This window comes from Kitasatospora sp. NPDC028055 (assembly GCF_040637885.1).
In the GTDB taxonomy this organism is placed as follows: Bacteria; Actinomycetota; Actinomycetes; order Streptomycetales; family Streptomycetaceae; genus Kitasatospora.
Genome location: NZ_JBEZXE010000010.1, coordinates 87,323 through 112,400, shown reverse-complemented (window position 1 = coordinate 112,400; position 25,078 = coordinate 87,323). Strand labels below are relative to the sequence as shown.

At 72.6% G+C, this 25,078-nt stretch carries 23 protein-coding genes; 13 read left to right on the top strand and 10 right to left on the bottom strand.

From position 1 onward, the window contains the following. Positions 1 to 228: 228 nt before the first annotated feature. On the top strand, positions 229 to 1,548 hold the full coding sequence (locus AB0F71_RS14215; RefSeq protein ID WP_360232659.1) for a wax ester/triacylglycerol synthase domain-containing protein: 1,320 nt from the start codon (positions 229 to 231) through the stop codon (positions 1,546 to 1,548). Continuing rightward, entirely contained in the window at positions 1,509 to 2,438 is a 930-nt protein-coding gene (locus AB0F71_RS14210) for an SDR family NAD(P)-dependent oxidoreductase (RefSeq protein ID WP_360232656.1), read from the top strand. Before AB0F71_RS14215 ends, AB0F71_RS14210 begins: the two co-directional genes overlap by 40 nt. Here the strand turns inward: AB0F71_RS14210 and AB0F71_RS14205 are convergent. Together AB0F71_RS14205 and AB0F71_RS14200 are read right to left on the bottom strand one after the other, a co-directional pair. After that, positions 2,367 to 3,587 (bottom strand): beta-ketoacyl-[acyl-carrier-protein] synthase family protein, encoded by a 1,221-nt coding sequence (locus AB0F71_RS14205; RefSeq protein ID WP_360232653.1) that lies wholly within the window; start codon positions 3,585 to 3,587, stop codon positions 2,367 to 2,369. The two genes, AB0F71_RS14210 and AB0F71_RS14205, sit on opposite strands and share 72 nt — an antisense overlap. Positions 3,588 to 3,594: 7 nt before the next feature. After that, the gene (locus tag AB0F71_RS14200; protein ID WP_360232650.1) at positions 3,595 to 3,813 is read right to left on the bottom strand and encodes an acyl carrier protein; all 219 of its coding nucleotides are present in this window, start codon (positions 3,811 to 3,813) and stop codon (positions 3,595 to 3,597) included. A gap of 111 nt (positions 3,814 to 3,924) precedes the next feature. Between AB0F71_RS14200 and AB0F71_RS14195 the strand changes: the two genes are divergently transcribed. Then, on the top strand, positions 3,925 to 5,199 hold the full coding sequence (locus tag AB0F71_RS14195) for a pyridoxal phosphate-dependent aminotransferase family protein (RefSeq protein WP_360232647.1): 1,275 nt from the start codon (positions 3,925 to 3,927) through the stop codon (positions 5,197 to 5,199). A 263-nt stretch (positions 5,200 to 5,462) separates the two neighbouring features. Here AB0F71_RS14195 and AB0F71_RS14190 read toward each other — a convergent pair whose 3' ends face one another. Beyond that, positions 5,463 to 6,314: a pirin family protein gene (locus AB0F71_RS14190; protein ID WP_360232881.1), complete on the bottom strand. Its 852-nt coding sequence runs from the start codon at positions 6,312 to 6,314 to the stop codon at positions 5,463 to 5,465. A gap of 273 nt (positions 6,315 to 6,587) precedes the next feature. Between AB0F71_RS14190 and AB0F71_RS14185 the strand changes: the two genes are divergently transcribed. Both AB0F71_RS14185 and AB0F71_RS14180 read left to right on the top strand, forming a co-directional pair. Beyond that, positions 6,588 to 7,079 carry a carboxymuconolactone decarboxylase family protein gene (locus AB0F71_RS14185; protein WP_360232644.1) on the top strand — a complete coding sequence of 164 codons (492 nt, stop codon included), beginning with the start codon at positions 6,588 to 6,590 and terminating at the stop codon, positions 7,077 to 7,079. Between the two features lie 219 nt (positions 7,080 to 7,298). After that, a complete protein-coding gene (locus AB0F71_RS14180; protein ID WP_360232641.1) occupies positions 7,299 to 8,507 on the top strand; it encodes a serine hydrolase domain-containing protein in 1,209 nt (402 codons plus the stop codon). 36 nt (positions 8,508 to 8,543) lie between these two features. Here the strand turns inward: AB0F71_RS14180 and AB0F71_RS14175 are convergent, their stop codons facing one another. From AB0F71_RS14175 to AB0F71_RS14165, 3 genes are read right to left on the bottom strand one after another with little or no spacing between them, the layout of a single operon-like run. Then, positions 8,544 to 11,237, bottom strand: a complete 2,694-nt coding sequence (locus tag AB0F71_RS14175; RefSeq protein WP_360232638.1) for a CHAT domain-containing tetratricopeptide repeat protein — start codon at positions 11,235 to 11,237, stop codon at positions 8,544 to 8,546. Between the two features lie 35 nt (positions 11,238 to 11,272). Continuing rightward, positions 11,273 to 12,109: a hypothetical protein gene (locus tag AB0F71_RS14170; protein WP_360232635.1), complete on the bottom strand. Its 837-nt coding sequence runs from the start codon at positions 12,107 to 12,109 to the stop codon at positions 11,273 to 11,275. 1 nt (position 12,110) lies between these two features. Next, positions 12,111 to 12,926: a hypothetical protein gene (locus AB0F71_RS14165; RefSeq protein ID WP_360232632.1), complete on the bottom strand. Its 816-nt coding sequence runs from the start codon at positions 12,924 to 12,926 to the stop codon at positions 12,111 to 12,113. Positions 12,927 to 13,165: 239 nt separating this feature from the next. Here AB0F71_RS14165 and AB0F71_RS14160 point away from each other — a divergent pair, with 239 nt between their 5' ends. From AB0F71_RS14160 to thrS, 3 genes are all read left to right on the top strand, one after another. Next, positions 13,166 to 15,088 carry a serine/threonine-protein kinase gene (locus AB0F71_RS14160; RefSeq protein ID WP_360232629.1) on the top strand — a complete coding sequence of 641 codons (1,923 nt, stop codon included), beginning with the start codon at positions 13,166 to 13,168 and terminating at the stop codon, positions 15,086 to 15,088. Between the two features lie 30 nt (positions 15,089 to 15,118). Further along, entirely contained in the window at positions 15,119 to 15,853 is a 735-nt protein-coding gene (locus AB0F71_RS14155) for a leucine-rich repeat domain-containing protein (RefSeq protein ID WP_360232878.1), read from the top strand. A 200-nt stretch (positions 15,854 to 16,053) separates the two neighbouring features. Then, a complete protein-coding gene (gene thrS, locus AB0F71_RS14150) occupies positions 16,054 to 17,334 on the top strand; it encodes a threonine--tRNA ligase (RefSeq protein ID WP_360232626.1) in 1,281 nt (426 codons plus the stop codon). A 112-nt stretch (positions 17,335 to 17,446) separates the two neighbouring features. Here thrS and AB0F71_RS14145 read toward each other — a convergent pair whose 3' ends face one another. Next, positions 17,447 to 17,857, bottom strand: coding sequence for a VOC family protein (locus AB0F71_RS14145; protein ID WP_360232623.1), 411 nt, complete (start codon positions 17,855 to 17,857; stop codon positions 17,447 to 17,449). 71 nt (positions 17,858 to 17,928) lie between these two features. Here AB0F71_RS14145 and AB0F71_RS14140 point away from each other — a divergent pair, with 71 nt between their 5' ends. Next, positions 17,929 to 18,405: a MarR family winged helix-turn-helix transcriptional regulator gene (locus AB0F71_RS14140; RefSeq protein WP_360232620.1), complete on the top strand. Its 477-nt coding sequence runs from the start codon at positions 17,929 to 17,931 to the stop codon at positions 18,403 to 18,405. 25 nt (positions 18,406 to 18,430) lie between these two features. Here the strand turns inward: AB0F71_RS14140 and AB0F71_RS14135 are convergent, their stop codons facing one another. Then, entirely contained in the window at positions 18,431 to 19,126 is a 696-nt protein-coding gene (locus tag AB0F71_RS14135; protein ID WP_360232617.1) for a C40 family peptidase, read from the bottom strand. 241 nt (positions 19,127 to 19,367) lie between these two features. Here AB0F71_RS14135 and AB0F71_RS14130 point away from each other — a divergent pair, with 241 nt between their 5' ends. Then, a complete protein-coding gene (locus AB0F71_RS14130) occupies positions 19,368 to 19,772 on the top strand; it encodes a RidA family protein (RefSeq protein WP_360232614.1) in 405 nt (134 codons plus the stop codon). Between the two features lie 13 nt (positions 19,773 to 19,785). Here AB0F71_RS14130 and AB0F71_RS14125 read toward each other — a convergent pair whose 3' ends face one another. After that, complete coding sequence (locus tag AB0F71_RS14125) at positions 19,786 to 20,280, bottom strand: SRPBCC family protein (RefSeq protein WP_360232611.1); 495 nt, start codon at positions 20,278 to 20,280, stop codon at positions 19,786 to 19,788. Then, a complete protein-coding gene (locus AB0F71_RS14120; protein ID WP_360232608.1) occupies positions 20,277 to 20,738 on the bottom strand; it encodes a metalloregulator ArsR/SmtB family transcription factor in 462 nt (153 codons plus the stop codon). Before AB0F71_RS14120 ends, AB0F71_RS14125 begins: the two co-directional genes overlap by 4 nt. Before the next feature lie 386 nt (positions 20,739 to 21,124). On the opposite strand from AB0F71_RS14120, the gene AB0F71_RS14115 reads away from it, so the two are divergent. The 3 genes from AB0F71_RS14115 to ligA all read left to right on the top strand — a co-directional run bounded on the left by AB0F71_RS14115 (position 21,125) and on the right by ligA (position 24,928). Continuing rightward, positions 21,125 to 21,829, top strand: coding sequence for a ScbR family autoregulator-binding transcription factor (locus tag AB0F71_RS14115; protein ID WP_360232605.1), 705 nt, complete (start codon positions 21,125 to 21,127; stop codon positions 21,827 to 21,829). Between the two features lie 217 nt (positions 21,830 to 22,046). Further along, complete coding sequence (locus AB0F71_RS14110) at positions 22,047 to 22,712, top strand: histone-like nucleoid-structuring protein Lsr2 (protein ID WP_360232602.1); 666 nt, start codon at positions 22,047 to 22,049, stop codon at positions 22,710 to 22,712. Between the two features lie 119 nt (positions 22,713 to 22,831). Next, positions 22,832 to 24,928 (top strand): NAD-dependent DNA ligase LigA, encoded by a 2,097-nt coding sequence (ligA, locus tag AB0F71_RS14105; RefSeq protein WP_360232599.1) that lies wholly within the window; start codon positions 22,832 to 22,834, stop codon positions 24,926 to 24,928. Positions 24,929 to 25,078 lie beyond the last annotated feature (150 nt).

The window sequence follows — 25,078 nt, the reverse complement described above, 5'->3', positions numbered from 1 at the left end:
AGAGAGCTGCCGAGGGGTTGCGGGTGTGCGTGGGGAGCGGTGGATGAGCGATGGCGTTCGCACCTGACCAACGTGGCGGGATCCCGGCATGTCACGCCCGAGCCTGACGGCGGTGAGCTGCGCCACGTGACCTTTTCGCCGCGCCTGCGGTTAGCGACTGTGCGGGCGGCCCGTCCGCGACGGAGAAACCTTCATGACGATGACCAGGATGGGTTCGGTGACGGCCCCGTGACCACGACAGTCCCCAGCCCGAACCCGGTCGACGGCTGCTTCCTCACCTACGAGAGGGAACAGCCCCGGTTCCGGCCCTATGTCGGCGTGGTCATGCATGCGACCGGCTCGCACCCGAGTCTGAGCCGGGTACGGGAGCAGATCGCCGGCCGCGTCGACCGTATGCCGACCCTTGCCTGCAAGGTCGGCAAGCAGGGGCGCCGGACGGTCTGGGAACTCGACCCCGGCTTCGACCCGCGTCGCCATGTGCACGAGATCCGCACCGAGGACGGCCTCGACTCTCTCGACCGGACCGTGGAGACGCTGTCGAGTAGGCCGATCCCCGCCGACGCCCCGCGCTGGGAGGTCTGGCTCATCCACGGCTACTCCAGTGACACGTACGCGCTCTTCTACCGTGCCCACCACGCCGCCCAGGACGGGCAGGCGGTGTTGGACGCGCTGACGGCTCTCTTCGGGGTGGGTCCGGCCCTCTCTCCCCGGCAGCCTCGCGCCGAGGCACCCGCCGGCCCTCGTACCCGGGCGAACCGGATCCCGCGCACGTGGTCGGAGCGGATTCCGGCGCGGGCGGTGGCCCAGAACGCGGTCGATTCCGTTCGTGGCCTCCGGTCCACCTTGACGTGGTCGCCGCACCGCCCCTTGACCGGCCGAGCGCGGCTGCTGTCGGCGGCCGTGCCGGTGTCCTGGCCGCGCGAGGTCGCGGGAGCCCTGGGGGCCACACCCAACGATGTCTGCCTCGCCGCACTGGCGGAGGCGGTGCGCCGGTGGGTACCCGAGGACTGGCCGGCTCGCCCCGCACCCGGGCGTGAGCTCCACGTGGGAATGCCCATCAGCCTCCGCTACCCGGAGGAACGGTATGCGGTGGGCAACAGGGTCTCGGCCGTCCGCATTCCGCTGTCCTTCTGGGCGGAGTCCCCCGTCGACCGGGTGATCGCCGTGGCGAACGCGACCAGACGCGTGAGGACCGAGGGGATGCGCCGGGTGCTCCGAGCGCAGTTGGAGCTCCTTCCGGAGTGGCTCGTCTATCGCTTCGTCCGGCAGTCCTGCGCCGCGAGCAGCGCGGTGGACAGTTCCGGACTGCTGCGCGTGCCACGCCGCCTGGCGGTGGGAGCGGATCCCATCGAGAAGGTGGTACCCACGCTGTTCCTGCACGGCGAACACCTCTTCGCGGCGTCGTTCGTCTCCTACCGACAACAGGTAGTCGTGAGCTTCACCCTCGACAGTGCGCTGGTTGACATCGGTGACCTTGCCGCCTTGTGGGCGGACGCCGTCGAGCGGCTGTGGCGAGAGATGCCGACACCGGTGAAGGGCAACGAATGAAAGGCGCGGAGGGGTCAACGGCCCTGGTCACCGGTGCAAGTTACGGCATCGGCGCGGACATCGCCCGCGCCCTCGCCGCCCGCGGCCATCATCTCGTGCTGGTCGCCCGCAGCGCCGAACCCCTGGACCGCCTCGCGGCCACCCTGGAAGCCGCCCACGGGATCAGGGCACGTCCGCTGCCCGCCGACCTGACCACGACGGCCGGCCTGGAGCGCGCGGCAGCAGCGGCGCGCGATGCCGACATCCTGGTCAACAACGCCGGTGCGGGCCTGGGCATGTCCTTCGAACGCACGACGTGGGCGGAGGAGCGGCGCATGCTCGACCTCAACGTCGTCGCACCGTCCCGGCTCCTTCACGCCGCGCTCCCCGGAATGCTCCGGCGCGGCCACGGGCGGATCCTGAACGTGTCCTCGGTGGCCGCCACCGGGCCCGTCTGGCAGGGCACTTCGTACGGCGCGTCGAAGGCGTACGGCGTGGCACTGACCGAGTCGCTGGCCTACTCGCGCCGTATCCGCACCTCGCCGGTCGCGCTGACCGCCCTGGTACTGGGGCACACCACCTCGGAGTTCCATGAGCGCGCCGGCATCCCGCCGTCCCCTCCGTCGCTCACCCTTGCGTCGCCGTACGTGGCCGAGCTCGCGGTGCGGGCCATCCACCGGCGCCGCCCGCCGGTCGTCTGCGTACCGAGCCTGCGCTACAAGCTGGTGGCGGGCCTGCTTCGGCATCTTCCGCACAGGCTTCTGGCCTTGCCCCACCTGGCCGACGACTTCACCGTCACGTCGTACGGAGCCGACCGGCCCTGTTCCGGGCAGCCGGCATCAGTCGGGGGTGACGGCGAGGACGGCATTCTGCCCGCCGAAGCCCATGGACAAGGACAGTGCCAGTCGTAGGCTCCCCGGGCGGCACTCGGTGGGGATGTCGAGGTCGATCTCCGGATCGGGGTCTTCCAGATTGGCGGTGGGCGGAATGAGGCCGTGCTCGACGGTGAGGACGGTGAGCGCCGCCTCCACCGCCCCCGCCGCGCCCAGCAGATGCCCGGTCACCGGCTTGGTGGACGTCACCGGCGGGCGGTGCGGGAAGAGGCTGGTCAATACGGCGGCCTCCACCCGGTCGCCGACCGGGGTGCCGGTGCCATGGGCGTTGACGTGCGCGACGTCCTGGGCGGTGGCGTCGGCCTGCGCGAGTGCCTCGCGGACGGCCGCCGCGAGGCCGGAGCCGTCCGGGTGGGGCTTCACCACGTGGTGCGCGTCCGAGGACGCTCCGAAGCCCCTGATCCGGGCGCGGGCCCGCGCCCCACGGGCTCGGGCGTCGGCGGTGCGCTCCAGAACGAGCATCCCGGCTCCTTCGCCGATGACGAATCCGTCCCGCTGTCTCTCGAAGGCGCGCAGTGCTCCGGCGGGATCCTCGAAGCGGTGGGACAGGGCGCCGATCCGGTCGAATCCCGCGACGTAGAACGGGGTGATGGGCGCGTCGGCGCCGCCGGCCAGAGCGATGTCGCAGCGGTCCAGGGCCAGCAGGTCCAGCGCCGTGCCGATGGCGGTCGCGCCCGACGCGCAGGCGGTGTTGACCGTGCAGCTGGCTCCCCGGGCCCCGAACTCGATGGTCAGCTGGGCAGCGACGGTGTTACTCAGGGAGGTCGGCACGGCGAACGGCGACATGTTCTGCGGGCCGGCTTCCATCAGCGCTCGGTGCTCGGCCTCCAGGGTCTGGGCTCCGCCTGCGCTCGAACCCACGATCACCGCGACGCGCGCGCCGTCCCACCGCGCCGGGTCCAGTCCGGCGTCGGTCAGCGCCTCGCGCGCGGCGAGCAGCGCCAGCTGTGCGCAGCGGTCGGGCTTGCGGGCCCGTGCCCGACCGAGCCGGGTTGGGTCGAAGCCGCCCACGCGGCAGACCAGATGAGTCGGAACCGTCTCCTGTTCGAGCTGCAGTACGGCGGTCGGCAGGCCCTTGCAGACCCGCTCCCAGCCGGAGGCCCGCCCATCGCCGGCCGGGGTCACCAGGCCGACGCCCGTGACGCATGCATCCTGTCGAGCGGTCACGCGGAGGTCACCGGGCTCCGACGAGGGCGGCGACATCCGCGACGGTGCGGGTGGCGCTGATCTCCTCCTCCGTCACCGCCACTCCGTTCTCGCGGCGGAGAACCAGAGCCAGCTCGACGACGGCGATGGAATCCAGGCCGACTTCCTCGCGCGTGGCATCCGGGCTGATGTCATCCTCGGAAATCCCGAGAGAAACAAGAACAATTTTCAGTTCATCGTATGACACTTCTTCTCCGTCTCATGGATGGTGCAGAAGACGCCCCAAAGTACCATCCTCAATGGGAACGAACTACCCAAAGAGAACAATGCAACACACGAGCGACCGGAGAAAGTAAAGATGGACATTCTGGAAAAGTGCCGACCGTGGACCGAGGAGCATCTGCGGCGGACCGGGCGAGACTGCTACTTCCGCACGATCGGCGACACGTTCGACGGCACGGAGGCGGAATTCGAGGGGCGCCGGGTGATCATCGCCGCCTCCCACGACTACCTGGGGCTTTCCGCCGACCCCCGGGTGCGCGAGGCCGCTGTCGCGGCGGTGCGACGCTTCGGCACCTCGCTGGGCGGGTCACGCGCCGGGAGCGGCACGCTGGAACTGCACGAGGAGCTGGAGAGCCGACTGGCGGAGTTCATGGGCCAGGAAGCGGCCGCCGTCCTTCCGTCCGGTTATCAGGCAAATTTGATGCTGGCTCCGCTGCTCACGGACAGCGACGTGGTCTTCAGCGATTTCTTCAACCATGTCTCACTGGGCGAGGCCGTCGCTCTCGGCAGAGCCAAGGAAAGGAAATTTCTGCACGGCAACCTGGATCATCTGGAGGAGCTGCTTCAGGCCTCCGACGACACCGGCATTGACGGCGGAAAGATCATCTTCACGGACGGGGTTTTCTCGGCGGAGGGGGACCTCTGCGACCTGCCCGGGCTGATGAAACTGGCGGACTCCTACCGGGCACGGGTCGTCGTCGACAGTTCGCACGACCTGGGGGTGCTCGGCCAGACCGGGGCCGGCGCGGGGGAACACTTCGGGCTCCGCCCCGATCTCGTCACCAGCGCCTTGTCCAAGAGCCTGGCCTCGGTGGGCGGGGTGATCGCCGGGCCCGCCGACGTGATCCGCTACCTGCGGTTCCACGCGCGTACGGCGATGTTCACCGCGGCCGCGTCACCGGCCAACGTCGCCGCCGCGCTGGCCGCGCTGACGATCCTTCAGGCCGAACCCCAGCGACGTATCCGCGTGCTGGATCTCGCCGAGCGGCTGCACAACGGCTTGCGGGCGCTCGGATTTGACACCGGTGCGTCCGTCACACCAGTGGTGCCGGTCCTCGTGACGGGCCGCGAGCGGTGCCTGCGCATGTGGCAGGAGTTGTGCACGGCAGGGGTGTTCACCGCGCCCATGGTCCACCCGATCGTCAGGGCCGGCCGCGAGGTACTGCGAGTCACCCTGACCGCCGCACACACCGATGCGCAACTGGAGCAGGTCCTGATCGCGTTCGAACACGTGGGTAGGAACGCCGGAGTCATCCCCCGCTCCGCACCGGGTTCGCACACCCCGGTACGGATCGCCCACCCAGGCGAGGCTCCACTGTCCGGCCCGGACAACGTTCGACTCGTCCCCTGAGCACCGAGGAGGTCGTGGTGTCGAGGGAATCGGGCGGGCTGCCGGTTCGGCGGCGTGGGGCCTGGCGGCGTGGGTCGGTCGCGGGCGATCCGACCAGGCCCTGCCGCAGACAGTCACACCTGAGATTCGACAAACCCTGAATGCCGCTCCGTCGGGGCACCCCGCCGGGCGGCCGGCATCAGCTCGCGCCGATCCCGGATCACTCCGGACACGTCCACCGCCAGGAAGGCTTCGCAGACCACTGCGAGGGGCATCGCCGCAGGTCAGCGCACTCGACCCCGGGCCTTCAAGGGGATCGACGGCAGCTCCGGGGCGGGCAGTCGGTCGCCGTCGTAGCCGTGCACTTCGCCGAACCGGGAGCCCTTCTCCCAGTCGCTTCGTGCCTGTGCGATCTCCTCGCCGGATCGGGCGATGAAGTTCCACCACATGACGATCTGCTCCTCGAACGGGGTGCCGCCGAGGAGGACGAGGCGGGCCGGGGCGTCGGCGGTGTTGGTGAGGGGCAGGGTGGTGGTGCCGGGGGCGAGGTAGCCGAGGTCGCCCGGGTGGAGGTCGGTGGCGGCGAGGCGGACCTCGCCGTGGTCGACGAGGACGCCGTGCTCGAAGGCCGGGTCGACGGCCAGGGTGACGGTGGCGTGCGGGGCGAGGGTGAGTTCGGCGCCGAGCAGCGGGGTGAAGGTGGGGACGGGGGAGGTGCGGCCGGCCAGGGTGCCGAGGAAGACGCGGACCTCGGCGCCGTCCAGGGCGACGGGTTCGGGGACGTGATGGTGGAAGTCCCGCGCGGTGTAGCGGTGTTCGTCGGGCAGCACGACCCAGAGCTGGACGCCGTGCAGCACGGTGGTCGCGGGGGTGGAGACCTCGGAGTGGCAGATGCCGTGGCCGGAGGTCATCAGGTTGAGTTCGCCCGGGCGGACGAAGGCGTGGACGCCGAGACTGTCCCGGTGCTCGATCTCGCCGGAGAAGAGCCAGCTGACGGTCTGCAGGCCGGTGTGGGGGTGCGGGGCGACGTCCATGCCGCCGGTGCGGGCGACGTCGTCGGGTCCGTAGTGGTCGACGAAGCACCAGGCGCCGATCAGGCGGCGGGAGCGGTGCGGCAGGGTGCGGCGGACGGTCATCGCGCGCGGTCCGCCGAGCGGGACGTCCCGGGGGGACAGCACCTCGACGTACGGGTCCTGCTGGTCCTGCGGCACGGCGGCGGGGCGCGGCTCGGTCTCGGCGGTGCTCACGGCGGTGGTCCCTCCCTGGATGGTGTCGGCCGGGTGATGCCGACCTGGCGATGTCGGCCGGGCGGTGTCGACTGCTGGGTAGTTCTAGATTCAACTATTATGGCATGGCAGAGTGTCGAACGGCAGCGAGCCAATGATCGCAGTGGGAGTCGAGGAGTCCAGGTGAGTGCTGAAGTGACGGTGGATCCGGCGGAGCGGCGGGTGTTCATCGACAAGCAGAGCCCCAAGGCCTACAAGGCGCTGCTCGCCGCCGCCGAGGCGACCAAGGAGGTCGCGGCCGAGGCCGGGCTGGACCGGCGGCTGGTGGAACTGGTCAACCTGCGGGTCTCCCAGATCAACGGCTGCGCCTACTGCCTGCACGTGCACACCCGGGCCGCGCTGCGCGAGGGCGAGACCACCCAGCGCCTGGGCGTGCTCCCGGCCTGGCGGGACACCGAGCTGTTCACCGCCCGGGAGCGTGCGGCGCTGGCCCTGGCGGAGGCGACCACGAACCCGGCGGACGCCGCCCTCCAGGCGGCCGCGTACGGGCTGGCGCGGGAGGTGTTCACCGAGGAGGAGCTTTCGGCGGCGATCTGGGTGGCGATCACGATCAACTCCTTCAACCGGGTGTCGATCATGAGCAAGCACCCGGTCCGCCCGATGCCGGGGCTCTGACGTCCGGGGGGCCTGACGCCCGGGCTCCTGGGCTGGGGCGGGGGCCGGTCGGCTCCTCCGTTCGGCGCAGCGTCTACGGTGGTGGGAGTACGACCGATTCCTCCCGGTGGAGGATGACGGATCATCACCTCAGGGGCGAGGCTGTGGACTTGGAGGCGGGCGGGGGCCCGCCGTGGACGAGGGGGTCGCATGGTACGTCGTACGGGTTCGGGTCCCGTGATGGTGGTGGTAGCGGCGGTCTGTCTGGCGCTGGCCGGGCCGGTGGTCTCGGCGGGGGCCGTCGAGCCGCCTGCCGCCGTCGTGTCCGAGGATGCCGCGCGGACGGCGGCGCTGAAAGCGGTGACCGACGCCGGGGCGGCCGCGGCCATCGCCGAGGTCAGCGACGAGAACGGCGTCTGGCGCGCGGGCACGGGCGTCGCCGACCTCGCGACCGGCGCCCCGGTGCGCGTGGACGGCCGGTTCCGCGCCGGGAGCATCACCAAGACGTTCACCGCCACCACGGTGCTGCAGCTGGTGGGGGAGGGCCGGCTCGGTCTGGACGACCCGGTGGAGCGCCACCTGCCGGGGATGGTCCCGAACGGCGGGCGGATCACCGTCCGTCAGCTGCTCAACCACAGCTCCGGCCTGTGGGATCCGACCAACGAGCCGGGCGGGCTGTTCCCGCACACCACGGATCCGGGCGAGATCCGGAACTGGCTCGACCAGGGCGGGCTGACCCGCAGCATCACCCCGGCCCAGGTGGTGGCCGCCTCGGTGGCGCACGCGCCCAACTTCCCGCCGGGGGCCAGGTTCAGCTACTCCAACGTCAACTACACCCTGCTCGGCATGATCATCGAAAGGGTGACCGGCCGCACCTACGCCCAGGAGATCACCGCACGCATCCTGCGGCCGCTCGGGATGACTGGAACGTACTTCCCCGGTAGGGCCACCGACATCCGGGGCCCGCACGCCCACGGCTACTGGACGCTTGCCGAGGGCCCGGCCCCGGAGGACCGCAGCGACCGGGACGTCACGGTGGAGAGCGTCACGTGGGCGAACTCCGCGGGCGAGCTGATATCCACCCTGTCCGACCTGAACCGCTTCGAACGGGCCCTGCTGGGCGGGCGGTTGCTGTCGCCCGAGCTGATGCGGCAGATGACGACCACCATCCCGGCGCAGTCCGACGGCGGGCCCGTGGGCCTGTCGTACGGCCTCGGGCTGGCCCGGCTGGAACTGTCCTGCGGGCCGGTGTACGGGCATGACGGCGGGATGCCCGGGTTCGCCTCCCAGCTGTGGAGCAAGGGGGACCGGCAGGTCGCGATGTCCGTGACGTCCAGGGGTGACCAGGCACAGGCGGTGCAGCAACTCGTCGCGCAGGGCGGCTTCCTGGAGGAGGCCCTCTGCGGCAAGAACCAGGGCGGGGGTGAGGTCCGGCCGAAGCTCGGCTGAGCGGGTCGCGACTGACGCGGTGACCGTCGCGCGTCCTCACCACGGAAGCGGTGCGGGGTCGCCGAAGAGCGCGAAGGGCGCCCACGCGACGGGCTCCGGGAAGCGGCGCCGTACGGCCTGTTGGGCCCGGCGCAGTGCCGCGGTCCTGGAGGCCCCGCGACGCAGCGCGCGGTAGAACTCGCACATCAACTGCACCGTCGGCTCGCTGGGAACGTCCCAGATGCTCACCAGGACGGACCGGGCGCCGGCGATCTCGAAGGTGCGGCGGAGGCCGAACACGCCCTCGCCCGGGTGGTAGGAGCCGAGGCCGGTGACACAGGCGGAGAGCACGACCAACTCGGTGCCGAGCAGGTTGAGGTCGTAGACGTCGGAGGCGGTGAGGACGCCGGTTCCCAGGCTGTCGGCCGGCTTCTGCCCGGCAAGGAAGGTGTTCGCACCCGCCAGGGCCAGACCGGTGCAGAGGAGCGGGTCCACGGCAGGGCCCGGGGTGCGCGCCGCGTCGGGGGTGCCCATCGGATCGGGAGTGCCCGTCGGAACGGGGGTGCCCGCCGGGTCGGGGGTGCCCGTTGGGTCGGGAGGTGGGCCGCTCGGTGAGTCGGGCCCCGGTCCCGCGCCCGGTCGTCGGGTACCGGCCGGGCGCAGCGGTTCGGCCAGGGCGTAGCCGTGCGTCGCCAGGTGGAGGATCAGCGGACTCCGGGCCGCGCGCAGCCGGGAGGCCGAGGCGTTCGGGCCGGTGTGCAGCTCGGCGCCGATGTGGTCGGCGATCCACCGTCCTTCGGCCCCGGTCTCCGGCAGTGGTGCGAACGGGCCCCCGTCGAGCGCGGTGCCGCCGGATCCGTAGTCGATATCGGCGAACACGACCGGCGGCGCGGGGCGGGGCCCGTAGCGGCCGCGCAGCAGGTCCCGGCCGGTGGTCAGGAAACCGATCTCGAACGCGTCCAACAGCCGGCTGCCGTCGGGCGAGGGGAGGGCGGCGAAGGGAAGGAGGTTGAGGCTCCCGTCCGGCGAGATGAGCAGCCGGTGGACCCCGGTCAGGGCGGCGTCGATCCGCTGGATCAGCACCCGGTGGAGTTCCAGGCCCAACGCCCGTTCCCCGGCGTCCTGGTGCCGGAGGAGCTCACGCCAGCGTCGGACGCCCTCGTCCAGTGCGTCGGCGGTGTCGTGGGCGAAGAGCCGGGGCGGTGACCCCGGTGTGAACACCAGGCTCAGTACGGCGGCTTCGTCGCCCATCTCCGCCCGGTAGTACTCGACGAGCGCGGTACCGGGCGGGAGGGCGGCGGTCACCGCCTGCCAGGTCGGCAGGGCCGCCCGGGTGCCGCCGGGGTCGGGGTCGGAACCGGGGTAGGGGCCAGTGCCGGAGTCGGGCTTGGGGCCGGCGCCGGGGTGAGAGAGCCGGTCGGCGAGCAGCATCTCCAGCCGGCCCTGCCGTGCCCTGAGGTCCTGGACGCGCCGGCCCGCGTTCGGCCGCAGGGAGTCGCCGTCGAGCGTCAGACGCCGCAACTCGTGTCGCACGGCGCGGAGTTCGGTGGCGACGGCCGCGATCCGAGGCTCCGGGCCGTTGGACAGCATCGCGCGGTCGCGGGCCACGGCCTCCGCGACGACGGCCTTGCGCCGCAGTACGGCGTTCGCCAGGAGCTCCAGCAGCTCCGCGCCCGGCTCCAAGCCGGTGGCGGCGAACAGGACGACGACGAAGGTGTCCAGTCTGCTGAGGAGGGTCCGGGCGTAGGCGAGCCGTTGCACCTCGGAGGAGGCGGCGAAGACCTCGGCCAGGTGGGCGTCCTCGATGTCGAACTGCTCCCGCAGCAGGGCGGCGGCCTCGCCGGACCTCCCGGTTTCGAGGCAGAGCATCCCGAGGCTGAACAGCGAGTCGGTCATCGCCACCCGGTTGGGGTCCGCCAGTTGGTGCCTGCGGGCGATCACGGCACGGTAGAGCTGTTCCGCCCGTTCCCGTTCGCCCAGGGAGTGGTGCACCAGGGCGAGGAGGTCGAAGGTGGTGAGCTGGTCCTCGGTGGCCGTCTCGGGGGTGAGGTGCGCTGCGGCGGCCCGGGCGTACGCCAACGCCCGGGCGAGGCGTCCTTGCCGGCGACACCGCTGTCCGATGCCGGTCCGCAGCGAACGCAGCAGTTCCGGTGTGGTCTCCGGGTCGTCGGCGGCCGCCGTGAGTGCCGCGTCCAGGTGCTCGTCCGGGACCTCCAGGCCGTACCGGGCCGTCGCGACCAGGGCCACCGCCGCCCTGAGAGGTGAGGGGCGGGGGCGGGCCCGGGCCACCTCGGCGGCCTGGAGCGCCAGTTCGAGGGCCCGGGCGGCGTTGCCCAGGCGGTCCTCCTCGGAGGCCTGCTCGATCAGCGTCCGGAACGTCACATCGGGGTCGTCCGGTTCTCCTCCGGCCTGCGGGCGGGCGTCGTGCGCGAGTTCGAAGAGCATCCGCCTGCTCGGGGAGCGGCCGTTCTCCTGCTCCAGGGCGGCGAAGTTGCGCAACATGACGGCGGAGGGCGCCGCCTCCGCCGCCAGTTCCCGGTAGATCGACCGGGCGACGGCGGGGTCGCCGTGGAGCTGGTGGTAGGCGGCGAGGTTGCCGCGCGCCTCGGCGAGGTGCGCGGCGGCCGAGGGGCCGACCGCCGTGAGGAGTTCGACCGCTTCGGTCAGCACGGCCTCGGCGCGCGGATCGCCGTCGAGGGCCAACAGCTTGCCCAGGTTGGCGAGGGTGATCCCCAGGTCGATGTCCGGCATCCGCGCTTCACACCGTGCCTCTCGACCGCACCCGCTCACGCCCTTCGGCGCCGCAGTTCGACCGCTTCCTCCAACAGCGCCCGGGCCGCCGCGTCGTGCCCTGCCCTGTGCAGGGTGACGGCGAGTTGGTTCAGCGTCCTGGAGAGCGCGGCCGGGTCCGAGCCGAGGATTTCCCGGGCGTAGCGTTCCGCGGCCTTCGCGAACTCTCCCACCTGACCGGGGCCTTCCGCTCGGCGCAGTGCCTCGGTGTAGCTGGCGAGCCAGGGCGGCAGCAGGGTGACCGGTCCGTGCTCCTGGACGTGGTGCACGGCCATGCCGGCGACGGCGAGCGCGTCGGGATGCGCGCCCGTCTCCTCGGCGATGCCGTGCATGGTGGCGAGGTGGCGCAGGCAGCCCTCGGCGTCCTGCATCCGGTGGCACAGCTCCTGGGCCGTGCTGGTGTACTGCCAGGCCTGCTGGTGCCGGGACAGCCGGCGGGCCAGTCCGCCCATCCACTCGTAGCAGGTGGCCTGTCCCACCTCGGGCGGCCTGGACAGTACCTGCCCGCTCGACAGGAGCCCGGTCAGCAGCGCGAGTGCCTGCTCGTGCCCGCCCTGCTGGGAGAGCTCCTCGCACTGGGCGAGGGTCCGGTTGAGGGTCTCCGAGACGGCGACGCCGGGCAGCGGGACGCCCAGGCGCTCGGCGACCGCGAACGACGCCCGTCCGTACCGCTGCACCGCGGCCGGGTCGTGGCGGAGCTCCGCCGGTACGGTGAACCGGGCGGGGAAGTCGGCGCGCAGCTGGTCCCCGTGGAGCCGGCAGAGCCGGTCCAGCAGCGCCGAGTCCCCGGCGCTGACGGCTGCTTCGAGCTCGTACCAGAGGTGAGCGGTCATCTCATGCTCCGACGTCCTCGTAGGTGAGTTCCGCGAACACATGACTCTCGGCCGTCCTGGTCTCGGCCGCCCTATCTGCCGCCGTCCCGCCGACCGGGCTCCCGACCGGGCTCCCGCCGACCGGGCTCCCAGGCGTGCTCCCGGGAGTGCCCCCGGCCGGGCCGCGGCCGCCGAACTCCTTGCGGCCGAACAGCCGGGGACGCACGCCGGACACCCGGAACAGGGGCGTGAGGCCGTCCGGGGCGATCACCTTCACGCCGACGCCCTTGGACCCGACGATGCTCAGCCCCGCGGACGCGGAGGCGAGCGGGATCGTCCCCGAGAGCGCCTCCGCGGAGGCGGAGAGGTCGATGCTGGCGCCCTGCTGCTGGGAGACGAGGATCACGGCGGGGCCGGTGGCGACCACTTCGGTGACCACGACCTGGGTGCCCGGCCACCGCCCGGCCGCCGCCAGGTCGAGCACGCGCCGCCCGAGCGCCTCGCGGTCGGCGATCTCGCTGATCCGGCACGACCGCGCCTGGAAGACGATGCCGTGCCGGCGGCTGAACGACACCGCGATGCGGGCGAGCGGCCCGCCCTCGGCATCCGTCGAGACGGCGACCTCGGCGGCCGAGCTGTAGTCCAGGTCCACGCCCCGCTCGCGCTCCCGCACCGCGAATCCGATGCCGAGTTCGGCGAGCGAGGTCAGCCGCTCGAACCGGTCCCGGTGCAGGCGGCCGACGTCGCCGAGTTCGAGGTGGGTGTTGGGCAGCCAGCTGGACAGGTAGTCGAACTCCGCGCGGAGTTCCTCCGAGTACTGTTCATGGATCGCGGGCACGCACCCTCCCCCTGGACGCCGGAAGCGCCGGCAGTCGGCATCGTAGGCCAGCGCCGGGACCGGCGGGGCGCAAACGGGGACTCCCGACTTCGCTGCCTGGCAACGCCGCTGCACCGGCGGCCGGGCGGGCCGACACAATGGTGCTCCGGGCCGGGCGGAGCACGTCAGGTGTCAGGTGAAGGTGCCAGGTGCCAGGTGCCAGGTGTCGGGTGTCAGGTTTCAGGGGGAGGGGAGCGCGTGTGAACGTGGCCGGAGGGCTGGTCGACGGCCGGTACCGCCTCGCGGCGCCGCTGGGGCGCGGCGGCATGGGGGAGGTGTGGCTCGCCGAGGACGTCAGGCTCGCCCGGCGGGTGGCGGTGAAGTTCCTGCCCCGGGGCCTCGACCCGGACGAGGACGGGGAGGCGGTGGCCCGCTTCCACCGCGAGGCCCGGGTGGCCGCGGGGCTCCAGCACCCCGGCCTGGTCCAGGTCTTCGACAACGGCGAGCAGGACGGTCAGCTGTTCCTGGTGATGGAGCTGCTGCACGGCCGGGACCTGCGCACCGTCCTGCGGGAGGACGGACCGCTGCCGGTGCGCCGGGCGGTCGAGCTGGCCGCGCAGACCGCCGAGGCGCTGTCCTGCGCCCACCGGGCCGGCATCGTCCACCGGGACGTCAAACCCGCCAACCTGATGCTGCTTCCGGACGGCCGGGTCAAGGTCTGCGACTTCGGCCTCGCCGGCTACCTCCGCTCGGCCACCGGCCTGACCCGCTCCGGCGTCGTCATGGGCACCCCGGACTACATGTCCCCCGAGCAGTGCCGGGGCCGGCAGGTGGACGAGCGGTCCGACCTGTACGCGCTGGGCTGCGTGCTGCTCGCGCTGCTCACCGGGAAGCCGCCGTTCCCCGGCCGCCGGGACGTCTGGGCGGTGCTGCAGGACCACCTGCGGACCCCGCCGCCACGACTGGCCGAGCGGCGCCCGGACGTGCCGGAGGCGCTGGACGGGCTGGTCGCGGAGCTGCTCGCCAAGGACCCGGCGGACCGGCCGCGCTTCGCCGGGGAGGTGGCCGACCGGCTCAGGGCGCTGCTCGCCCCGGGTGCTCCGGTCCCGGTCCCGGTCCCGGTCCCGGTCCCGGTCCCGGTCCCGGTCCCGGCCCCTGGCCCGCCCGCAGCTTCCGCCGCACCCACCGGCCCCGGGTACCGGATCGAGGTGTTCCAGAACGAGTACCAGCCGCCGGACACGACCGAGGTGGACGCGATCCTGACCGTGCACGGCGCCGCGCTCGACCCGGCGCACGCGGTGGTCGCGGCGCCGCAGGCCGTGGTGTTCCTGGTCGGCCTCTCCGAGGGCCTCTCACCGGCGGACTTCCGCGCCGTGACCGACGCGGTGGCGGCCGCCGTCGACACCCTGGACGACGAGGTCCGGTTCGGCATCGTCGAGGGCTCCGAGTACGCGCGGATGCTCTACCCGGACACCAGGCGCCTGGTCCGCGCCACCCCCGCGACCAAGGCCGAGGCCCGCGCCGCGCTCGGCGGGCTGGCGCCGCTGCGCGCGGCCGCCTTCGGGAGGTGGATCCGGCTGGCCGACCAACTGCTCGCCGGGCACCAGGACGCCGACCGCACCGCCGTGCTCCTGATGGACGGACGGGACGACGCCGAGGAGCCGGCCGAACTCGCGGCCGTGCTCGCCTCCTGCGCGGGCCGCTTCCGCTGCCACGTCCGCGGCATCGGCACGTACTGGGAGGTCGCCCAGGGCCGCGCCGTCTCCGCGGCACTGGCCGGCACCCTCGACCTCGTCCGGCTGCCCGACACGCCCGAGGCGGCCGCCGTGATGCGGCGCGAACTCACCGGGATCGTCCAGGGCAGCCGTCGGGCCCGCGGCCGCGACCTCGCACTGCGCGTCACGACGCCGGCCGGAGCCGGGGTCGGCTTCCTCAAGCAGCTGGTGCCCGCGCTGGCGGACCTGACCGCCGCCGGGCACCCGGTCGGACCAGGCGCGACGGAGTACCGGGTGGACGTCCCGGACGGCAGCACCTGCGACTACCACCTGCAGGTTCTGCTGCCGCCCGGCCCGGCTACCTCGGACCTCACCGCCGCCACCGTGGAACTCGTCCAGCTCCCGCCGGCCGGCGACGGCCGGACCCTGACCCGCGCCGAAGTGCGGTTCGTGCCCACGCCGGAGTAGCGGAGGCGGACAATGGCGGATGTGACAGACATGACGCTCAACCTCTGGCGGCAGCCGCTCGGCCCGGTGGCCGCCGAGGTGCTCAGCGCGGTGTGGGACCGCAACGACCTGACCGTGCTCATCCTCGCCGAAGGCGCGCTCTCCGAACTCCCGCCCGGCATCAGCCGGTTGATGCGGCTGCGCACCCTCGACCTCGGCCACAACCTGTTCACCGAGGTGCCCGCCGAACTGACCCGGCTCACCTGGCTCCGGGACTTCCTCTACCTGCACGACAACCAGCTGACCGTCCTGCCGGACGACATCGGGAAGCTCACCGAACTCCGCTACCTCAACGTCGGCGAGAACAAGCTCACCGAACTCCCGTTCGCCGTCGGCAAGATGACCGAGCTGGTCGAACTGCGCGCCCAGCACAACCGGCTCACCGCCCTGCCGGAGTCCATCGGCGCCCTCGGCGAGCTGCGCGAACTCTGGCTGCGCGGCAACGAGTTGACCGCCCTCCCGGCCTCCTTCGGACTGCTCTCCGAACTGCGCGAGCTGGAACTGCGGGAGAACGCCCTCGCCGAGCTGCCCGCCGTCCTGGCCGGACTGCCGCGGCTGCGCCGGATCGACCTGCGCAGCAACGGGATCACCGCACTGCCCGACTGGCTGGCCGACCCGGCCGCGCTGCCCGCGTTGGAGAAGCTCGACCTGCGGTGGAACGACGTCCAGGTGACGGAGCGCGTGCGGGAGGCGCTCGCCGAGCGCGGCTGCGCCCTGCTGATGTGAGCTCTCCCATAAAGATCAACACGAACGTCCGGGTGCTGCTACCGTGGAGGGCATGAAGCGCGCTGCACTCGCCACGACGACGCCGGAGAGAGTCCCGGCGCGCTGACTGCTGACCAAGTCCGAAGCCCCGGGGCGAGTGCCCCGGGGCTTCGTCGTTCCCGGTCCCACTCGCCCGCACAACCCGAGTGGAGACCACCCCGATGAACGACCGCCTCGCTCCCGCGAACGACCGCCCCGCGCACGACCGCCCCGCGAACGACCACCGCAAGCTCGGCCGCGAGCTCGACCTCTTCGACACCGACCCGCTGATGGGCTCCGGCCTGCCGTACTGGCTGCCCGACGGCGCCGCGATCCGGCACACCCTGGAGGAGTTCATCCGCGGCCGCGAGCGCCGGGCCGGCTACCGCCACGTCTACTCGCCGGTGCTCGGCAAGCGCGAGCTGTACGAGATCTCCGGTCACTGGGACCACTACCGCGAGGACATGTTCCCGCCCATGCAACTCGGCTCGGAGGAGATGGTGCTGCGCCCGAGCCTGTGTCCGCACCACGCGCTGATCTTCCGCTCCCGCCCGCACAGCTACCGAGACCTCCCGCTTCGGATGGCCGAGTTGGGCGGGATGTACCGCTCCGAGCTGTCCGGTGTGCTCGGCGGGCTGACCAGGGTCCGGGCGATCCAGCTGAACGACGCGCACGTCTTCTGCACCCCGGAGCAGGCCGCCGACGAGGCCGTCGCCGCCCTGGAGCTGATCCGCGAGGCGCACCGGGCGCTCGGCATCGTGCCGGTCCGCTACCGGCTGTCGCTGCCCGGCGAGGGCGGCAAGTACGTGGCCGACCCGCAGCTGTGGCGGCGGGCCACCGCGCTGCTGACCGACGTGCTGGAGCGCTCCGGGGTGCCGTTCGAGGCGGCGGAGGGCGAGGCCGCGTTCTACGGGCCCAAGATCGACGTGCAGATCGCCGACGGTGCCGGGCGCGAGTTCACCCTCTCCACCGTCCAGATCGACTTCCACCAGCCCGAGCGCTTCAACCTGCACTACATCGGCGCGGACGGCGCCAAGCACCGCCCGGTGATGGTGCACCGCAGTGTGATCGGCAGCGTCGAACGGGTGGTCGCCCACCTGATCGAGCTGTACGGTGGCGCGTTCCCGGCCTGGCTGGCGCCGGCCCAGGTGGTGCTGCTGCCGATCTCCGAAGCCGAGCTGCCGCAGGCCGAGCGGCTGCGGCAGCGCTGCCTTGACCTCGGGCTGCGGGCCGAGGTCGCCGGACCGGAGCACGGCAGCCTGGGCGCCCGGATCCGGGAGGCCCGGTTGGTGCCCTACCAGGCGGTGATCGGCGCCAGGGAGGCTGCGGACGGCCGGGTCGCGCTGCGGCTGCGGGACGGCCGCCGGCTGGAGCCGATGGCGGCCGAGCAGGCCTGGGCCCGGATCGGCGCGCAGGTGGCGGACTGCAGCGCCGAGCTGTGGCGGGACGCGCCGGCCGGGTGAACCGGGAGCTGCAGGTCTTCCACCGCCCAGCGACCGGCCACCGCTGAGCGACCGGCCACCGCGGAGCGGCCGTGCCACCGCTGACCGCCGGGGGACTCGCGGCCCCCGGCGGTCAGTAGGACTGGAGCTCGATCAAGTGGCCCTCGGGGTCCCGCAGGTGGGCGCTGCGCAGGTCGGGGCCCCACTCGGGCCGGTCGGTGGCCGGGACGGCGAGGACTCCGCCGTGCTGGAGGCAGAGGGCGAGCGCCTTGTCCACGTCGTCGACCCGGAAGACCAGCATCGCGGTGTCCTGGGTGGGGGTGGCCGGGCGGGCGGGCAGTCCGGTGGTGCCCAGCGTGGCGGACATCGCGGCGCGGTCGTAGAGCGACAGGACGGCCTGCTCGTCGACGTCCCAGTTGGCGTACGGGCCCTCGGGGGCGCCCTTGACCAGGGTGGCGCCGGTGAGGGTGGGGAGGACGGCGCGGTAGAAGCCGAAGGTCTCGGCGAAGCGGGTGACGAGCAGGCGGGGGTAGAGGGCGTCCACGGTCGGGCTCCAGACGGGATCTGAATCAGTGGGTCTTCACCCACTATAGGGATCGCCCCTAGAATTTCGCCATGGCCTCCGAGAACCCCGCCCCGCCCGACGCGCTGCCGCCGACACTGCTGGGCCTCAGCACCTTCCTGCTCGCCCGGATCGGCCGCGCCGCGCGGGCGGAGCTCGCCGGGCAACTGGCCGAACGCGGCCTGCGGCTCTGGGACATGGCTGTGCTGGCAGCCCTCGTCGACTTCGGGCCCCAGGCGCAGCGCGACCTGGTCCGGCGGCTGGGCATCGATCCGAGCGACCTCGCCAAGGTCGCCGACCAGCTCGGCGCGGCCGGGTACGTCGAGCGCAGCCGGGACCAGGCGGACCGCCGGCGGGTCTCGGTGTCGGTCACCGCCGAGGGGCGGGCACTGCTCGCCGAACTGGAGGCGCGGGCGCGGGCGGTGCAGGACGAGGTGCTGGCCCCGCTCGACCCGGCGGAGCGCCGGGTGCTGCACGAACTGCTGCTGCGCGTGGAGCACGGATCGCCGGAGTGGCGCGCCCCCGCGTGATCCGCCGGACGAGCTGGGGCGTTTCTCAGCCGGGCAGCACCCCGGGGCGGCGGGCGCCGGCGAACTCGCCTGCCCAGCGCGGGACGTCGAGCACGTGCTCGACCCGGGCGATCAGGGTGCCGGTCCGTTCGGCGTGGATCATCGCGCCGTCGCCGGTGTAGATGCCGACGTGGTGCAGCGGGGCGTCGGGGCGGGAGAAGAAGAGCAGGTCGCCGGGGGCCAGCGCGTCACGTTCGACCGGGGCGCTGCGGTTGAACTGGGCCACGGTGTAGTGCGCGAGCTCGACGGTGCCCTGGCTGGCGCGGTACCAGCAGTACAGGGACAGCCCGCTGCAGTCGAAGCCGACCGTGCTCTCGCCCAGGCACACGCCGTTCAGGTAGCCGTTCTCCCCGTCGCAGAAGCCGAGGCTCGGGCCCAGCCGGTCGCCGCCGCCCCAGGCGTACGGAAGGCCGAGCTGGGCCTCGGCCACCGTGACGACCCGCCGGCCGAGGGTGGCGGCGGGGTCGGCGGCAACGGGGTCGGTGGGCGTGGGGTCAGTGGGAGTGGGATCGGCGGGAGCGGGGTGGGCGGGAGCGGGGTGGGGGTCGGACGGCGGTGCGGCGTGGGCGGGTTGGGACGCGGCGGCGAGGGCCGGGGTGAGGCCGGCGCCGAGGGCGAGGCCGAGCACGCGGCGCCGGCCGACACCGGAAGCCCGGTCGCGGTCGGGGGGTTGGGACTCCATCGGTCGACTCCTCCTGGCGGGGCGTGGCCGGTCGCGGCCGATGGTGGTCGATCGTGGCGCCGGCGTGGGTCGGCACCAGGATCGGGGCCCGAGGGGGTTGTCCGCCATCACCCGCAACGGTGAATCGTGGGCACACGGGCCTTGGTACGGACGGGATTTCGCCCTAAATCGGTTTGACGTCCGTTCGTGCGAGGCCAACGATGAGCGCGAACGTTCGGTCGCGATCCCCTCGGAGGGCCCCATGAACAGCGCGGTCAAGCTGGTCCGCAACACCCGGCTGACCCAGGCCGTCGACTACGCCTATGCGGCGGTGGTGGACGCCCCGGTCCGCTCGCTCTGGCTCGCCGGGGCCTGTCCGTTGGACGAGGAGGGCCGCACGGTCGCGGTCGGCGACTACGAGGGCCAGACCCACCAGGTGATGCGCAATCTGATAACCGTGCTGGAGGACGCGGGCGCGGGGCTCACGGACATCGCGCGGACCACCGTGTACGTGGCCTCCGGCGACCAGGCGGACTTGGTGAAGGTGTGGAACGTGTACCGGGAGTACCTGGGGGAGCATGACGCCCCCAGCACGCTGCTCGGCGTCTCGGTGCTCGGCTACACGGACCAACTGGTGGAGGTGGAGGCGGTGGCCGTGCTGCCATGACGGACCCAGGCGCTCAGGAGGAGGCGGCGGCGAGCAGGGCGTCCAGCTTCCGGTAGCCCTCGGTCACGCCGCGCTCCATTCCGCTGGCCAGGATCGCGTCCCGGGCCACCAGGCTGTCGACCACCGACAGGACGGTGACCCGGGTGCGGCCCTCGCCGACGGGCTCGAAGACGGCGGTGTCCAGCGAGACGCCGTCCGGCACGCCCTCGAAGGTGAAGGTCTGAACGAGTCGGGTGGCCGGCCGGACTTCGTGGAAGGAGCCGTAGAAGGCGGCGACCTCCTGGCCCTCGCGGTGCACGGAGTAGCGGTAGTGGCCGCCGGTGCGGGCCTCCCACTCGTCGATCTTGAGGTCGAGGTCCTCGGGGCCGAGCCACTGCGCGACCAGCCCGGGCTCGATCCAGGCCCGGAAGACCCGCTCCTGCGGGGCGTCGAACTCGCGGACGATCCGGATGGTGGGCAGTGCGGGGTCCGCCTCGATGCGGGTCTCGCGGCCGGTGGTGGAGGTCATGACGGGTCTCCTTCTGTGGGTGCGGTGGGTGCGGTGGGTGCGGTGAGGCGGTCGGTGCGGGAGTGGGCGCCGGTGTCCGGGGTCGGATCCGGGGCTGGGGCTGGGGCGGCGTCGTTGGTGGCGTGGGTGGCGTCGGTGTCGCCCATGGCTGCGAGGACGGCGTCCAGGCGGCCGAAGCGGGCCTCGGCCCGGCGGCGGTAGCGCTCGATCCAGCTCGTCATCAAGTCGAACACCTGCGGCTCCAGGTGGCACGGCCGCCGCTGGGCGTCCCGGCTGCGGCTGACCAGCCCGGCCTCCTCCAGGACCTTGAGGTGCTTGGAGACGGCCTGCATGGACATCGCGTAGGACTCCGCCAACTCGCCGACGGTCGCGTCCCGGACCGAGAGCCGGGCGACGATGTCGCGCCGGGTCGGATCGGCCAGGGCGACGAACGCCCGGGAGAGCTGGTCGACGGCCACAGTGGCACCTCTGTTCTTCCTCAACCGATTGGTTGAGGACAACGCTACTCCGGCCTGCCTGCGTGTTCAACCGATTGGTTGTGGAAGTCGTGGAGTGGAGCTCCGGCGGGTGTGTTCCGCGGAGCGAGCAGAAGAGACCGTTCATTCGGTTTCTCGGCGGCTGTGGGGGCGGTAGTCGTACTTCCCGGCCGATCTCCCAGGAGGTGTGGCCCGTGATCGCCGAGTCGGGAGTGGCGGACTGTTGACGGCAACTGTCGGGTCAGGTGGGGGAAGAGAGGGTGGGTCGGCTGCTTCGCCGGCATCGCCTTGTCGCCCGAAGGGTGCCCTTAGCTAAGATACGGGGTGTTTGGTTTTGTTTTCCCGGAGCTCAGGGCGGGGTGGTTGCGGTGGTACGGCAGGAACGGGCGCTCCGGACGCGTCGGCTGATCCTGGAGGCCGCGGCGTCGGTCTTCGACGAGTTCGGCTACGAGGGCGCGACCATCGGGGAGGTGGTCGCCCGGGCGGGTGTGACGCGCGGTGCGGTGTACTTCCATTTCGCCTCGAAGCGGGACCTCGCGCAGGGGGTCGTCGAGGAACAGTTCGTCCAGGACGGCGTGCCGGAACGGACCTGCAAACTCCAGGAGTTCGTGGACACCGGGATGGTGGTGGCGCACCTGATGCCGCGCGATCCGCTGCTCAGCGCCGGCGCCCGGCTCTCGCTCGGCCAGGACGTGCTCTACGACTTCGGTGGCGGTGCGATCCCCGGCTGGATCAGCCGGATGGAGGCGCTGCTGGTCGCCGCCGGCGAGCGGGGCGAACTGCTGCCGCACGTCGTCCCGGCCGACACCGCCTGGCTGATCACCGCTGCCTGGACGGGTGTTCAGATCCAGTCGCAGAAGCTGTCCGGCCGGGCCGACCTGGAACTGCGGGTGTCCGGGCTGTTCCAGCACCTGATGCCGAGCGTCGCGGTGCCCGGGGTGCTCGGCTCGTTGCAGATGGGGCCGGACCGCGGGGGGCAGGTGGTCGCCGAGGTCGCGGCGGCCCGGGCGGCGGAGTGCGCTGCCGACGGGTCGTCGGCGGAGGTCGGAGTGCGGGCGGCAACGGGGCTGTAAAAAACAGCGCGTGCGGTTTTTTATGGACAGACCGTATGTCCTGTTTTTCGCTGATGACGGTTGACCCGGAGGTGTCGACCCGGACCCCAGATCTCCGGGCCGAGCGTTCCTGTCGGTGGCCATGCCTACGGTTCCTCCCATACGTGTTCAACAGCCGTCGCATACGAAGGGCACTCCGATGAGCCAGGCACAAGACGTTCGGGAGGCGTGGGCCCGGGTGACCACATGGCTCGAGCGGAACGACCCCGGGATCTTCGCCACCCTCGGCGGTCCGGGGAGCCAGGAGGCCATCGACCGGGCCGAAGCGCGCATGGGGCTGGAGCTGCCGGCGCCGGTACGGCAATGGCTCCTGGTGAACGACGTGGATGTCGACGAGCGCCCCGAGTTCCCGGGTTCCCTGGTGCGGCGGGGGTGCGAGGTGCCCGTACCTGGTGGAACCCTCCTGCTCGGCCTGGAGGACATCCAGCGGGTCTATCTCAGGCAGCTCGCCATGGAGCGGATGGAACCGTCCGAAGACCCCGACCACCCGCTCTGGCGCCAGGAGTGGCTGCCGATCGCCGCCGATCGCGACGGCCTCTACGGGACGTTCCTGGACACGGCCAACGGGACGATCGGAACATGGGCAGACGCGGATCTGCCGGAGGAAGGGGTGCTGGCCTCGCTGTCCGCGCTCTTCCACCGGGCGGCGGACCTGCTGGAAGGAGTCAGCACCGGGGACTGGAGTGGCCCCGGTGCTCCCGCCCGGCCCCTCAGGCGCGACGAACCCCACCCGGAGGGCGAGGCGATACGCCGATGGGCCCACGCCCACGGCATCACCGTGAACGACCGCGGACGGATCCCCTCGCACATCCGCGACGCCTACAAGGAACATGACCAGCCGTAGCCGGTACGACGCCGGTCCGCGCCCGCCCACCCGGGGCGCTCGGCCGATCGGGTACCCGTGCCCGGGCCCGCCCGTGCCGGGCCGGGTCGAATGTCAGTGCGGCTCGCCATGATGGCGGTATGAAGGACGCAGCCACCACGGCCACCCCCGCCATCCCCGCCTCCCCGCAGGCCTACGCCGACGCCGTCGCCACCGCCGTCCGGGCCGCCGCGGCGTACTACGGTGACGGCTCCACCCCGCTCGGGGACGACGAGTACGACGCCCTGGTCCGGGGGATCGAGGCCTACGAGCGGGAGCACCCCGAGCAGGTGCTGCCCGAGTCGCCCACCGGCAAGGTGGCCGGCGGCGCGGTCGTCGGCGACGTCCCGCACAGCACGCCGATGCTCTCGCTCGACAACGTCTTCTCCGCCGAGGAGCTGGAGTCCTGGGCCGCCGGGCTGGAGCGCCGGCTCGGCAGACCGGTCGCGGCCTGGTGCGTCGAGCCCAAGCTGGACGGCCTCGCCGTGGCCGCCCGCTACCGGGCCGGCCGGCTGCACCAGGTGCTCACCCGGGGCGACGGCCTGGCCGGGGAGGACATCACCCACGCCGCCGACGCCGTGCTCGGCCTGCCCGCCCGGCTCAGCGAGCCGCTCGACCTGGAACTGCGCGGCGAGGTGCTGCTCACCCACGAACAGTTCGAACAGGCCAACGCCCAGCGCACCGCCCACGGCGCCATCCCCTTCGCCCACCCGCGCAGCGGCGCCGCCGGCACACTGAGGGCCAAGGACCGCCCGTACCGGGTCGAGCTCACCTTCTTCGGCTACGACGCCCACGGCCTGCCCGGCCTCGACCACGTCGCGCTGCTCGCCCGCCTCGCCGAGCTCGGCGCCAACACCGCCGCCACGACCGCGGCCGCTCCCCTCCGCTGCGCCACGCTCGCCGAGGCCGAGCAGCGGATCGAGGAGATCGCCGCGCTGCGTGCCGCGCTGCCCTTCGGCATCGACGGCGTCGTGGTCAAGGCGGACGCGGTCGCCGACCAGGAGGAGGCCGGCTCCGGCTCCCGCGCGCCGCGCTGGGCGGTCGCCCGTAAGCTCCAGGCCCAGCACAAGGTCACCCGGCTGCTCGCCGTGGAGTGGAACGTCGGCCGCACCGGGATCATCGCGCCCCGCGCGGTGCTCGAGCCGGTGGTGATCGACGGCGTCACCGTCACCTACGCGACCCTGCACAACCCCGCCGACATCGAGCGGCGCGGGCTGATGCTCGGCGACCAGGTGTTCGTCTACCGCGCCGGCGACGTCATCCCGCGGGTCGAGGCGCCGCTGGTGGACGAGCGCACCGGCGCCGAGCAGCCGATCGCCTTCCCCGAGGTCTGCCCGCGCTGCGGCGACGCCATCGACCGCTCGGAGCAGCGCTGGCGCTGCGTGCGCGGCCGCGGCTGCCAGGCCGTCGCCTCGGTGATCTACGCGGCCGGGCGCGACCAGCTCGACATCGAGGGCCTCGGCGGGACCCGGGCCGTCCAGTTGGTCGAGTCCGGGCTGGTCGCCGATCTGGCCGACCTTTTCACCCTGACCAGGGAACAACTGCTCACGCTGGAGCGGATGGGCGACACCAGTGCGGACAAGCTGCTCGCCGCCATCGAGACCGCCCGCACCCGCCCGCTGAACCGGGTGTTCTGCGCCCTTGGCATCCGGGGCACCGGGCGGACGATGTCGCGCCGGATCGCCGCGCACTTCGGCAGTATGGCCGCGATCCGGGCCGCCGACGCGGAGGCGCTGGCGGGCGTGGACGGCATCGGGGCCGAGAAGGCGACCGTGATCGTCGCCGAACTCGCCGATGTGGCAGTGCTGTTGGACCGGCTGGCGGAGCAGGGGGTGGGGACGGCGGTCACCGAGCCACTGGTCGCGGTCGCGGCCGCAGCCGCTCCCGGCAGTGGGGCCGAGGGCGGGGCGGGCGAAGGCGCTGCGGGCGAGGGCGCGGCGGTGGCCGGTCCGTTGGCCGGGCAGAGCGTCGTGGTGACCGGGAGCATGACCGGCGTCCTGGCCGAGCTCTCCCGCAACGCGATGAACGAGCTGATCGAGCGGGCGGGCGGCAAGGCCTCCTCCTCGGTGTCCAAGCGCACCAATCTGCTGGTCGCGGGCGAGAAGGCGGGCTCCAAGCGGGCCAAGGCGGAGGAGCTCGGGGTGCCGGTCACCACCCCGGAGGAGTTCGCCGTCCTGGTCGCCGACTTCCTCGGCTGATCGGGAAGCCTGGCCGCACCGCCGCTCGCGCGGCTCAGTGGCCGGTCGGCGGGCCCGGTCGGTGCGGTAGGGTGGCCGACGCTGTACACGACGAACACGACCGCGAGCCAGGGAGGTGAGACCCATTACCGGTATGTCCGAGCGGGTGCT

Bases quoted from the DNA above. Each gene is read 5' to 3' on its own strand.
- AB0F71_RS14195 (WP_360232647.1), top strand. From the start codon at position 3,925: ATGGACATTCTGGAAAAGTGCCGACCGTGGACCGAGGAGCATCTGCGG.
- AB0F71_RS14190 (WP_360232881.1), bottom strand. From the start codon at position 6,314: ATGACCGTCCGCCGCACCCTGCCGCACCGCTCCCGCCGCCTGATCGGC.
- AB0F71_RS14180 (WP_360232641.1), top strand. From the start codon at position 7,299: ATGGTGGTGGTAGCGGCGGTCTGTCTGGCGCTGGCCGGGCCGGTGGTC.
- AB0F71_RS14175 (WP_360232638.1), bottom strand. From the start codon at position 11,237: ATGCCGGACATCGACCTGGGGATCACCCTCGCCAACCTGGGCAAGCTG.
- AB0F71_RS14170 (WP_360232635.1), bottom strand. From the start codon at position 12,109: ATGACCGCTCACCTCTGGTACGAGCTCGAAGCAGCCGTCAGCGCCGGG.
- AB0F71_RS14155 (WP_360232878.1), top strand. From the start codon at position 15,119: ATGACGCTCAACCTCTGGCGGCAGCCGCTCGGCCCGGTGGCCGCCGAG.
- thrS (WP_360232626.1), top strand. From the start codon at position 16,054: ATGAACGACCGCCTCGCTCCCGCGAACGACCGCCCCGCGCACGACCGC.
- AB0F71_RS14140 (WP_360232620.1), top strand. From the start codon at position 17,929: ATGGCCTCCGAGAACCCCGCCCCGCCCGACGCGCTGCCGCCGACACTG.
- AB0F71_RS14135 (WP_360232617.1), bottom strand. From the start codon at position 19,126: ATGGAGTCCCAACCCCCCGACCGCGACCGGGCTTCCGGTGTCGGCCGG.
- AB0F71_RS14130 (WP_360232614.1), top strand. From the start codon at position 19,368: ATGAACAGCGCGGTCAAGCTGGTCCGCAACACCCGGCTGACCCAGGCC.
- AB0F71_RS14125 (WP_360232611.1), bottom strand. From the start codon at position 20,280: ATGACCTCCACCACCGGCCGCGAGACCCGCATCGAGGCGGACCCCGCA.
- ligA (WP_360232599.1), top strand. From the start codon at position 22,832: ATGAAGGACGCAGCCACCACGGCCACCCCCGCCATCCCCGCCTCCCCG.